The organism is Oenococcus kitaharae (assembly GCF_025758695.1).
GTDB lineage: Bacteria > Bacillota > Bacilli > Lactobacillales > Lactobacillaceae > Oenococcus > Oenococcus kitaharae_A.
On the sequence record NZ_JANJQP010000002.1, the window covers coordinates 380991 to 392570 of the forward strand.

The 11580-nt window shown below is 45.9% G+C and carries 13 protein-coding genes; 7 read left to right on the forward strand and 6 right to left on the reverse strand.

The window, feature by feature from the left end:
* Positions 1-13 precede the first annotated feature (13 nt).
* Complete coding sequence (locus tag NRF22_RS05345) at positions 14-691, reverse strand: hypothetical protein (RefSeq protein ID WP_007744333.1); 678 nt, start codon at positions 689-691, stop codon at positions 14-16.
* A 32-nt stretch (positions 692-723) separates the two neighbouring features.
* Positions 724-2127, reverse strand: coding sequence for an MFS transporter (locus NRF22_RS05350; RefSeq protein WP_263779724.1), 1404 nt, complete (start codon positions 2125-2127; stop codon positions 724-726).
* A 92-nt stretch (positions 2128-2219) separates the two neighbouring features.
* Here NRF22_RS05350 and NRF22_RS05355 point away from each other — a divergent pair, with 92 nt between their 5' ends.
* The 4 genes from NRF22_RS05355 to NRF22_RS05370 all read left to right on the forward strand — a co-directional run bounded on the left by NRF22_RS05355 (position 2220) and on the right by NRF22_RS05370 (position 6103).
* Entirely contained in the window at positions 2220-2723 is a 504-nt protein-coding gene (locus NRF22_RS05355; RefSeq protein WP_263779543.1) for a hypothetical protein, read from the forward strand.
* 82 nt (positions 2724-2805) lie between these two features.
* Positions 2806-3735, forward strand: a complete 930-nt coding sequence (locus NRF22_RS05360) for an ABC transporter ATP-binding protein (protein WP_263779544.1) — start codon at positions 2806-2808, stop codon at positions 3733-3735.
* Positions 3728-4966, forward strand: a complete 1239-nt coding sequence (locus NRF22_RS05365; protein WP_007744329.1) for an ABC transporter permease — start codon at positions 3728-3730, stop codon at positions 4964-4966. The genes NRF22_RS05360 and NRF22_RS05365 overlap by 8 nt, the downstream gene beginning before the upstream one ends.
* A 270-nt stretch (positions 4967-5236) precedes the next feature.
* A complete protein-coding gene (locus tag NRF22_RS05370) occupies positions 5237-6103 on the forward strand; it encodes a fructosamine kinase family protein (RefSeq protein ID WP_007744328.1) in 867 nt (288 codons plus the stop codon).
* Here the strand turns inward: NRF22_RS05370 and NRF22_RS05375 are convergent.
* Positions 6090-6887, reverse strand: coding sequence for an SAM-dependent methyltransferase (locus tag NRF22_RS05375; RefSeq protein ID WP_263779547.1), 798 nt, complete (start codon positions 6885-6887; stop codon positions 6090-6092). The genes NRF22_RS05370 and NRF22_RS05375 overlap by 14 nt on opposite strands.
* Positions 6877-7305 carry a helix-turn-helix domain-containing protein gene (locus tag NRF22_RS05380; RefSeq protein ID WP_263779548.1) on the reverse strand — a complete coding sequence of 143 codons (429 nt, stop codon included), beginning with the start codon at positions 7303-7305 and terminating at the stop codon, positions 6877-6879. Before NRF22_RS05380 ends, NRF22_RS05375 begins: the two co-directional genes overlap by 11 nt.
* A gap of 78 nt (positions 7306-7383) precedes the next feature.
* Between NRF22_RS05380 and NRF22_RS05385 the strand changes: the two genes are divergently transcribed.
* Genes NRF22_RS05385 through NRF22_RS05395 form a run of 3 tightly spaced genes read left to right on the forward strand, consistent with a single transcriptional unit; the run spans position 7384 to position 9594 of the window.
* Positions 7384-8232, forward strand: coding sequence for a DUF368 domain-containing protein (locus tag NRF22_RS05385; protein WP_263779549.1), 849 nt, complete (start codon positions 7384-7386; stop codon positions 8230-8232).
* 18 nt (positions 8233-8250) lie between these two features.
* Positions 8251-9174 carry an alpha/beta hydrolase gene (locus NRF22_RS05390; RefSeq protein WP_263779550.1) on the forward strand — a complete coding sequence of 308 codons (924 nt, stop codon included), beginning with the start codon at positions 8251-8253 and terminating at the stop codon, positions 9172-9174.
* Positions 9175-9222: 48 nt separating this feature from the next.
* Positions 9223-9594 carry a hypothetical protein gene (locus tag NRF22_RS05395; protein ID WP_263779551.1) on the forward strand — a complete coding sequence of 124 codons (372 nt, stop codon included), beginning with the start codon at positions 9223-9225 and terminating at the stop codon, positions 9592-9594.
* Between the two features lie 41 nt (positions 9595-9635).
* Here NRF22_RS05395 and NRF22_RS05400 read toward each other — a convergent pair whose 3' ends face one another.
* Entirely contained in the window at positions 9636-10610 is a 975-nt protein-coding gene (locus tag NRF22_RS05400) for a Gfo/Idh/MocA family protein (protein ID WP_263779552.1), read from the reverse strand.
* A gap of 72 nt (positions 10611-10682) precedes the next feature.
* Positions 10683-11531, reverse strand: coding sequence for a MurR/RpiR family transcriptional regulator (locus NRF22_RS05405; RefSeq protein ID WP_263779553.1), 849 nt, complete (start codon positions 11529-11531; stop codon positions 10683-10685).
* Between the last annotated feature and the right edge of the window lie 49 nt (positions 11532-11580).

The window sequence follows — 11580 nt, forward strand, 5'->3', positions numbered from 1 at the left end:
CCTGAAGCTTTTTTTATATTTTGGTCGGATCAATATGTAAAAGATGCTTGAACAGGTGCCGGTCTCCCCAAGCAATATTATTGCCTTGCAGGAAGAAACAGTAGGCTGTGCCGATACCATAGCTCAGCAGCTGGCCCGACATTGCCCAGCAAACCAGCGAGATGCTGACGGCGATCACGAAATTGGATAATTGGCCTAATGGCGCCGACCCATGGAAGAATTTAAAACGGGCCACGTTTGTCAAGTTATCCAAGGGATGAAGTACGAAATTAGCGCGCTGAATCACAGAAATGCCGATGCCGATGCACCAAATACCGAACAGATCGATGATCACTTTAGGAATGGTGGCCAGACCGACAAATAAGGGACGAAACAGATTGGCAAATTCCGCCACAAACAGACTGAACAGCAGACCAAAAATGATATTGCCGCAAGTCCTTTGCCAATTGATATGCTCAACCAAAAAAAGATTGACAACGGCCGCCAATATCGCCTCAATAGCTAAAAAAAGCATCGTAGGCAGATGCGTGACATTGGCTAGATTAACAGCAGAGGCCGACCAAGGGGCTGCCCCCATGGCAGCAGCAATCGATAAGCCGTTTCCCAAAGAAATAATGACCAGTGAGATAAAGAAATACGAGAGTTTTTGTTTGAATGTCAGTTCAAAATACTCCCCGTTTGAATAATACATGTTTCCATTAAAGCATGCTAAGGGTGAAAATGTTAATTTTTAGCAATATATTTTTGGAGAACTTGTCGTTTCAGCATGCGGTACAGGGTCAGGACAAAAGCTACCAAAGCCAAGACCGCGGCGAATATAAAGCTCCAGTGCATGGCTTGCAGAAAATAATCAGGATGTGCAGGCAGATAATTTAAAACACGTCGTCCGGCCAGATGACTCATACCGAGAAACAGCATGGTTGTGGCAAATGTATTGCCGACAATAAAACCAATATTTCTGGCTAAAGCGGTGACAGATCCGGCAATGCCTAACAAAGGCTTGGGAACTGTACTCATTGTCAAAGCGTTATTAGGTGACTGGAAGATGGCGGCCGAAGTCCCGTTTGCAATCAAGGTCAGGATAATTAATAGATAGGGTGAGCCGCCGTTGATCAATAAGTAGCCAACCTGGCTGAGCATTAGTCCGGCTAAACCGATTAATGTAATCAGTTCTTTATCAAATTTGTCGCCGGCCCATCCGGAAATCGGCGAAAAAATAAAATTGGCAATCGGAAAGGCCATTAAAATCAGGCCGGATTGACCCGGTGTCAGGCCGCGAAGATCCTGCAAATAAAAGGGCATCAGGATATTTGTATAGGAGTTCACCGCAAAGACGAGAAAAGCCGTTGTCAAAGAAATGGAATAAAGCTGGTTTTTGAAAATTTCGAGTTTGATCATTGGAAACTTGATTAAATTCTCGACTTTGATGAAGGCTGCTAAAAGCAAAAGGGCCACGACCAAGCCGATGATGACCCAAATATCTTGGAAACCAACTACCTCGGCGGCATTAATCGCTAAGAAGAAAACAGCGACAAAGGAGAAGAAAAGTGTTGAACCACTGTAGTCGATTTTTTCGTTGGGCTGGGCAATCGTATCTTGCGGAAAATATTTGATACCGATCACGATGGCGATCAAACCGATCGGCACGTTTACCCAAAAAATGAAAGTCCAATTGAAGATACTCAGGATGGCGCCACCGATAGCTGGACCGGCAATTGCGCCCAAGGAGACGAACATCCCGATCACAGACATGGCTCGTGCCCGCATGCTGGCTGGGAAATTAGAGGTCGTGATTCCAAAGCTTGTCGACATGGTCATTGAAGCGCCCACAGCTTGTACGACACGCGCTGCTAGCAAGAAGTAGAGGCCGAAACGGGAAATGCCGGCTAAAAAGGAACCAATTGTGAAGATGATCGTACCGATTTTAAAGATTTTGATTTTACCAAAAACATCTCCCATACGGCCGAACAGCAGCAATAGACCCGAGATCACGATTAAATAAACAATCACAGTCCAAGTTGCCTGGTTTAGCGGAATGGCCAGATCTTTTGAGATTGAGGGCAGGGCAATATTCACAATTGAGCCGTCCAGAACGCTCATAAAAGTGAAAATGCCTAATGCGATCATAATCAGAATATGATCTTTATCCAAATGGTCTGAACTTGATGATTTTGTCTTTTGCACAAGTGTCATTCTAACATTTTGTTAGAATGGAGCAGATGACTGAAATTTTAGGACAAACAATACTGGATTTGATTGACGGCCAAAACTATGCCGTGATTTCCTTTCCAGCTGACAAATATACACAAGCTGTCGCTGATACATTAGAAGGCAACTTTGATTCCACACAGATTAACCGCAGCGAAGTACAAATCGCCGGTGGCGTCGAAGGCGGCGGACAGACAATTTCTTTAGAGCTGGCACCTTATATCCTGCCTTTGAGATATAAAAATGAATATCGCAAGCTGATCCATCCTGATGCTCAGCTTCCAGTTCATACCTACTTGATATTCGAATCGGAGAAAATCAGCAATTCCAAAATGAAAATTGTCCAATTGGATGATCTAACCCAATTAAACGATCAGATCGAGGCATTTTTTGAGATCGAAAAGAATTGGGTTGCGCCAGTGCCCAAAGAAGAAGAGAAAGATACTGCAGCTGAAGCTAAACCAAAAAAGGCCGCAGCCAAGAAAACAACAAGAAAAAAAGCCACGAAAAAGTGACTTTTTTCTTTGGCGCTTTTAAAGCAAGCAGTGGTATTAATATGCTATTATTATGATATCAAACTTGTTTCAGAGGAGCGATATGTTAAAACTCGAAAATATCAGCAAGACCTTCGGGGATCTTCGCGCGGTTGTCGACGAGTCTTGGGAACTGGCCGATGGCCGGATTCTAGGATTAATCGGTCAAAACGGCGCTGGGAAATCCACGACCTTTAAGATGATCCTGAACTTTATCGAAGCGGATTCCGGCCAGATTACCTGGAACGGCCGCAAAATTGACAGCCAGGTCATGAATGAGATTGGCTTTCTGCCGGAAGAACGCGGCTTGTACCCGGATGTGAAAATCGGCGAACAGATTTTTTACTTTGCTGAACTGCATGGTAAATCGCGCCAGGAAATCCGGCCGAAAATGCAGCAGTGGATGGATAAATTTGATGTTAAAGGCAAGCTGACTGATAAAGTCAAAAAGCTGTCAAAAGGAAATCAGCAAAAAGTCCAGCTGATCACAGCCTTGATTCATGAACCAAAATTAATTATTTTAGACGAACCGTTCAGCGGTTTGGATCCGGTCAACGCGCAGATTTTATTGGATATTATTGTTGAACAGAAAAAGAATGGCGCCGCGATTATTTACTCATCACATGACATGAATAATGTCTCGGCGATCGCTGACGATGTGATTATGCTTAATCGCGGCCACGTTGTCTTAAATGGTGAGACCGGTCAAGTCCGCCAGTCCTTTGGCCGGACCATGATTTATTTGGAATCGCCTGCAACAAAAGCCGAGCTATCTGCAATTCCAGGCGTTGTCAGTGTCGAGGATTATGCCGGCGGCCTGCAGGTGACTTTATCGGATCCAAAAGTCGGACGCCAAGTCTTTGAGCTGGCGACTAAAAACGGCTATATCACAGCGTTTGATCAACAACCGCCAACTTTGGAACAAATTTTCAAGATGAAAATCGGTCAGGATGCCATTGACGAGGCCGAAAAGGAGGGACTTACTCATGAATAAGACCTGGATTGTAGCCAAACACGTTTTTCTCAAAAATCTGAAAAGCCCGGCCTATTATTGGATGCTGCTGTCGCCCTTTATTTTCATTCTTGTCGGTATCGGTATTGCGGCTTTGGTCACGAATTCGATTTCTGATAACAAGCCATCATTAGGCGTTGTCGCTAACAGACAGCAGGTGCAGGCAATCAGAGCCTCACTGAAAGGGCAGGCTGATGTCCGTCGTCAGGACACAGCTGCTCAAGCAAGAAAAAGCCTCTCCAAAGAACACATTGATGCTTATCTGACAGTTTCCAGCGACTATGCCAAGGCAACTTTGGTATCGAACAATAAATCCGATGCCACCATTGATGCCGACACGGTCCGTCAGGCGATCACGAATCTGAAAGTGCAATCTGCTATCAGCAGCTTGAATTTGACAGCGGAGCAAGTTAGTTCCTTGTCCAGCCCGGCCGTGATTAACAGCCGTTATGTTTCTGTGACAAACGGCGGTACCAGCAACGATAATACAAATCGCGGCGTGCGTTATGCTTTTGCTCAGTTTGCCTTGGTCGCGATCTTCATCTTCCTGACCGTCTATGTCCAGATGACTGGTAGTGAAGTGGGGACGGAAAAAGGGTCACGGATCCTCGACAGTATCTTGGCGGCCGTTCCTGCCCGTCAGCATTTTGCCGGCAAGGTGATTGCAATTGTCTCGCTATTTATTTTCCAGTTGATTTTCTATGCCATCTTAGCTGTGATTGCCGTTATGCTAGCTGGACCATTCGGCTATGCACGTTTTCTCAATCTAATCGATTGGTCGCAGCTGGGAAGCGGCTATATCATCTCGACTTCTTTGATTACGATCGGAGCTATTGTCATCTATATTATTTTGGCAGCTGTCTTTGCTTCAATGGTCAGCCGCCAAGAAGATGTACCGCAATCGACTTCGACGGTCATGTGGGTGGCGATTGTGCCTTATTTCCTGGGTTATGCAGCTTTGGCCGCAGCCAACACGCCAATTTTTAAAATTATTTCTTTCGTTCCTTTCTTCAGCCAATCGGTGATGCCGGTTAGAATGTCAGTCGGTTCGGCCACAACTTTGGATGGCCTGGTCGCCTTCGGCTTGGAAGTAATCACGATTGCCATTATGCTGCGTTTTGCATCTGGTATTTATGCACGCAATGCGCTGAATTATGATGATGGCAAACCGCTGGCCAAGTTACTGCGTGCGTTCAAAAAGCGTCGTGTGTGATATACTATTATTCGATGCGATGAGTCGAGGAAACGTTTGCTACGGCGCGTTTCTAACACGGACGGCTGAGTTTAATCTCAAGGAACGCATTTCCGCCGCCGCCTAGGATCTTGTGGAAGTTGCTAGGCTGCTGGACTAACAGTACGTGGATGCAATTGGTAACAATTGTCGTTAGCAGCTAACGTAAAGCTGCAAAGCCAAACTAGACGATCTTCGGATCGTCTTTTTTTATGTGCTTTTCTGCCTATTGAAAATGTTTATCATGAAAGTATGTTTACTTTAAGTCGAGAATTTTTGCAAAAAGTACCGACAGATTCGCCAGTCGTTGATTTCCAAGAAGTCCATGGCGGCGACATCAATCGGGCTTATGCTTTGACCGACAGTCAAGGGCGGCACTATTTTCTTAAAGTCCAGCCCAAATCAGTGCCGGAATTTTTCCAGCACGAAGCCGATGGGCTGCATTTATTAGGCCAGGCTGCCCGTGTGCCTAAGGTACTTGCTTTGGGTGAAGTCGGCAAAGATCAGTGGCTCTTATTAGAGTACCTGCACACAACTAACAGCGGCAATCAATACGCGCTGGGCCAGGGGTTAGCCAAGATTCACGCGATCACGAGTCCGAACCATAAATTTGGCTTGGATAGCGATTTTAAAGCCGGAAAAACAATCAAAATCAACAGCTGGCAGTCTGATTGGACCAATTTTTTTATCGAACAACGCCTGAATGTCTTGCGCCGTCTCTTAATTTCCGAAGGCAAATGGCAGGATGACGCGGCTTATAATCAGGCAATTTCGATTTTCCGCAAGTTAATGGCAAAACGCCAAGTTCAACCCAGCCTGCTTCATGGTGATTTTTGGGCAGGCAATTTTATGTTCGATGCCGATAATGGCGAAGCGATTTTCATCGATCCGGACGTTTACTATGGCGATAGCGAATTCGATATCGGTATTACGACTGTTTTTGGCGGCTTCACGCGCGATTTTTATGCGGGTTACCAGAGTATCCGACCTTTTCAAACCGGTGTCGATCAACGCCTGATGTTCTATCAGCTTTATTACTTAATGGTGCATGCTCATCTATTTTCCGGATCCTATATTAGTGCCTATCGCGGCAAACTGCGCCAGATTATTTCACAGTAAAGACTTGATCTTTGACCAAGTCAAAACGCGGCCAATTTTGGTTGAGCAAAACCGGAACGCTCAATTGAGCCTGCTGCCAGAATTTTTTGGAATTTGTGACGCCGTTTTTCTCACCGATCACGATCAATTCACCACCGCGATTAAAGAAATGATGGACACGCAGGAAATTTAAAATCAGCCAGTCCGAATTAGCGTGCTGGGGTGACCAGGACAATACAATCACCTCGACATCTTTTAAATAATATTCGACAGCAGCCGAGGCATCCATCTTGACGACTTTTGTAATCGGTGTCATCTGCCGGTCCATGAGTTTCCAATCGAAATTGTCAGTGGCCGTGATTGGGTAATCAATCTGTAATTGCCGCAATCCAGCAGTCAAAAAGCCGTTGCCGGCCATAATTTCCAGCGCCGGCCGGCCATCCAGGTAGGTATATAAGTCATTAATCCAGGGTTTGGCGATATAGGCAAACATACCGTAACGTTCGATCAGATACTGACGGTAGTCGCCCAGTAATTGATCCAGTTCTTCAGCGGGGCGGACTTTTTGCTGGATTTCCAGTTCCGACATGCCGGCTGTAATCTGTTTGGACAAAAAATCCTGGATATCGACCATCATCGAATCAGATAAGGCCAGCTCAGGCAGACTTTCCGGAAGTTTTTGCCGGCTGATGGCCAGATCAGAAAAAAGCAGCGCATCAATTAGATCGCTGACAGAATAAAGTTTGGCAAAATAATCCCGGCAGGCTTTGAGGCGGGGGATGTAAGTCTCCAGATTAAAAGCCATTGTGGTTGTCGAATAAATCCAGAGTCTCTTGATGATCGATATTTAGCAAATCACCGGTCGAACGGCGTCCGCGAGCGTGCAGATAGCCGGAAACCAGTTGGAGAATTTCGTATTTGTCGTTATTGTCCAGCGGCGTATCGTTATAGGTCAGCTTAGAAGTCGTGATCATGGCCTTAGCCAAGTCAACCTGATCGTTATTGTAGCGGCCGACCAAATAATCCATCGAGACATCAAAATAATCGGCCAATTTTTTGACTTCAAGGTAATTCGGGTTTCTCTCGCCGCGTTCCCAATTGCCGATCTGGGATTCTGTGTTCTTTGATTCGCCCTTGGTCAAATTCCGATTTAATGCTTTTGCGAGCTGTTTTAAGGTGATCCCTTTACCGCGCCGCAAAGCTCTGAGTCTCTCTGGAAACATGCCTCTATCTTATCAGGAAAAGCCTGCTTATTAAACGCGCACCTTTGTTCGTCTCCAGATATGAGAGAATAAAATATAGTGAAAAATAAGTCTGCTGTTAACCCGATTCTCGATTACCTGCTCCGTTTTTTCAAAGGTGTCTTTATTGCTCTGGGATTTATCCTTCCGGGCGTTTCCGGCGGTGTCCTAGCCGCCATTTTAGGTATTTATGAACGTTTGCTGGCCTTTATGGCTCATCCCCTGAAACATTTTTGGTTAAACGTCCGCTATTTTCTGCCGGTTGGGATCGGCGCGCTGGCCGGCATTATTGCCTTGGCTAATCCGATTGGTTGGCTGCTTGCCAACTATAACCTGATTGTTATGTGGGCCTTTGCTGGTGCAATTCTTGGAACGGTGCCGTCCTTATATAAACAGGCTGGGCAAAACGGCCGTGGCAAGTCCGATTGGTTGGTCTTGACACTAGCTTTTATTGTGTCGCTGGCTTTTTTGGCTAACATGGATAATCTATTCGGGCAGCTGCCGGCTAATTTTGCTAGCTGGTTATTAGCCGGTGCTTTGATTGCGCTAGGGATTATTATTCCCGGCTTGAGCCCATCGAATTTTCTGTTGTTGTTAGGCTTGTTTGATCCGATGATTACGGCTTTTAAAGCTGGCAGCCTGTCAGTTTTTTTCCCGATAGCGATTGGCGCACTGCTGGCGTTAGCGCTGTTTTCCTGTCTAGTGGCGGCAATTTTGGATCATTATTACAGCAAACTTTATCACGCGATTTTGGGCATCGTGCTTGCTTCGACGCTGTTGATCGTGCTGCCGCCTGTCGCCGATTATGGCCAGCTGGATTTGATGCAGGGAATTTTGGCTCTGGTGATGTTTGCTTTGGGTTGGCTGCTTGGCTGGTGGATGGGCGGATTAGAAGAAAAATATAAATAGAATGGTATATTTAAACGGATGTTACGTTGGTTATTTAGAATTTTTATTTTACTTGTAGTGATCTATATTGCGGCTTGTGCCTATTTCTTTAATGTTGCCGAGATTCGCAATAATCATAATAATCGCGATTATACATACGAAGGGCTCACGCCGACTTCGAGGCCTTACGTCGATGATTATCAGCAGCGTTTTAGCCAATCCGGCCGGCAGCTGACGATTCAAAATCAAGGCCTGACTTTGGATGCCAATTATCTGCCGGCTGCACGTCCGACCAATAAGACTGTGATTGTCGTACATGGTTTTCGCAATAATAAGACCGGCATGAAATCATACGCTGATATGTTCTACCGGCTGGGCTACAATACACTGACTGTCGATAATCGCGGTCACGGCCAGTCGCAGGGGAATTTTGTCGGTTTCGGCTGGCTGGATAAAAATGATGTCGAAGCCTGGATTCGGTATCTAGTGGCACAAAATAAGAATGTTGAGATTGTGCCTTTTGGTATTTCCATGGGCGGTGCGACTGTGGCCATGCTTTCTGGCGATTCGCTGCCGGCCAATGTGCGGGCGATTATCGAAGATTCCGGCTACAGCAGTGTCGAAGACGAGGTGGCTTATCAGGCCAAACAAATGTATCACCTGCCTAAGGACCCGATTATTCCGACTGTCAGCCTGTTTTCACAATATATTGCCGGCTATTCCTATCAGGAGGCAAGCACAGTCAAACAATTGGCCAAAAATACGCGCCCGATGCTTTTTATGCATGGCGGTGCTGATACTTACGTACCGACACGCATGGTCTACAGCCTCTATAAAGCTGATCCGGATCCGAGAAAACAATTATGGATCGGTGACGGTTCCGGCCATGTACAAGCCTTTGGCCAGCATACGGCAGCCTATCAAGCAGAAGTCCAGAAGTTTCTTAATCTGTATTTTAAGTAAATCTCAAACCGTTTGTTAGAATAAAGAAGTTGTTCGAAAGGAAGACACATGTCAAATATTAATATATGGATAACCATCATTGATTGGTTGTACATCATTTTGCAGCAGATTTTGTTCCTTGGACTCGGAATTGCCCTGATCTGGGGCGGATTCTTCATCCGCGCACACGGTTTTGGTTTGGACCAGGCAGCTGCACCAGCAGTCAAAACGGCTAAGGCAGACAGTACAGATAAGCCGGCAGCGGCCAAAAAAACGGTCGTATCAGTTGCCAAAAAAGGCCTCTATAAGCGTTATTTCTGGCTTTACTCAGGAATGTGGCTCCTTGGCTCATATCTGATTATTTATCAGGTTATTTTCGCAATTATCTCCACGCTGCTAAGTGGTGGTGCGAACAGCAGCCAAAGCAGCAGCGGTTATTAATCACTCAATTAAAAAAGCAGCCTTGGCTGCTTTTTTTGTACTCATTTTTCAAAGGGATAACGAAAATCCCATTGATTGCGGACTTCAGTCATCAGGCGCATGACCGTCTCTGTTTTTTTCAGGCTGTGATTGCTTTCTCGCCCGGCCACCATTTCCTGAAAATCATGAATTTCATAAGCCATAGCCAGTTTGCTGTCGCCAGTCTTAATAAGCTCAGTGCTGCCGTCTGTACTCGTGAAAACAGCCTGGTCAGCTCTAGGAAAATCGGTGACCGTCAAATAGCCGTGTTCATAAGCGGCGATACCCATTTTTGGCATTTTGGCGCGAAAGGTCAGCGACAGGTTGGCTAATTCATCCTGATCTGTCCGCAGGGCAATAGTTGAAGACTCATCGACACCGCTGATAAAGCGATGCATGCTCGTACCTGTCATCTGGGGCCGGCCCTTTAAAAATTCCGCTGCAAAAGCCAAGGCATAGACGCCGATGTCTAATAAAGCACCGCCCGCCAATTGCGGATTGAAAAAGCGATTGCTTGGATCAGCCTCTTTATAGCTGCCGAAACTGACTTGAATCATTTTCAGTCCGCCTAATTGACGGTCTTTGGCAAATTGATGCAGTTCGGCATAGAGAGGCATGTGATAAACGGTCATCGCTTCTGCTAAGACCAGCTGCTGCTTATCGGCCAAGTCGACGGCTGACGCCAATTCCGAACTGGTCATCGTGATAGCTTTTTCACTGAGAACATGTTTACCGGCTTTTAAGGCCGGCAGAATCGTCTGGATATGAAAATTATGCGGCGTGGCCACGTAAACGATATCCACGACTGGATCGGCCAATAAGTCATCCAAGCTGCCATAAGCCTTAGGAATCTTATGAGCCGCAGCGAAAGCTTCGGCTTTTTCGATAGACCGCGAGCAGACTGCATAAAGCTGCCCTTCATCCGATTGAAACGCTTTTGCAAAACTCTCGGCGATATGGCCGAGACCAACAATTGCCCAATGATATGTTTGCGGCATAATCGTCCTCTTATCCAATCCGACCTAAATCGGATTTACAGCTATATTTTATCAATTTTCTGATAGACAAAACTATTTGCGCACGCGTGTCTGCTCAATCACGTGCCGCATGGCGCCGATGACTTGGTCCGTCTCTTTATTCAAGCGATGGCCGACCAGCGTAAACAGCGTGTCGATAATTGTAATTTGTGCGACCAAAGAACTCATGGATTCCTGGCGGAAATTTACCTCCTCAGAGTAGGAGTTTAAAACGATATCCGCGTTTTTAGCAATCGGTGACTCTGGAAAGGCAGTAATGGCAACGATTTTTGAGCCGTTTTCCCGCAATTTGTTTTCTACTAACAAGGTGTCTTGATTTCGGCCGGAATGGCTGATAACAATGCCAAGATCGCGGCTGGTCAGATGAGCGGCCTGCATGATTTGGATATCATAGTCCGGATGGCTGACGATATTCAGATTCGTGCGTAAAAATTTGTGATAGGCGTTAAAAGCGACAATTGACGAGCCGCCGATGCCGAAAAAACCGATCTTCGATGACGAGACCAGCCAATCGACGACTTTGTTCAAATCAGCCATGTCTAATTTGGCGGCTGTGGCCGTTAGCGCCGAGACACCGGCAGAAAACAGTTTTTTCACGATCTGTTCGCTTTGGTCTTCCTGCTTGATCTCTGTGAAAAAATCCGAGCTGCTGCTTTTTCTTCCGGCTGATAAAGCGATCAGAAAATCACGGAAATTCGGGTAGCCGATATGACGGGCAAAACGGGAAATGGACGCGGTTGAGGTACCGATTTTGTGTGACAGGCCCTGAATCGTGGCATCAGCAACCGTCTCTTGATTAGCCAAAATATAATCGGCAATTTTTTTCTCGCCCGGATGGAGCTGCTGGTATTGTGAACGAATTGCTTCTGCGACATTATTCATGATTTACCTCTATGTAAATATTTTACATTATATTAGTTGATATGAGTAA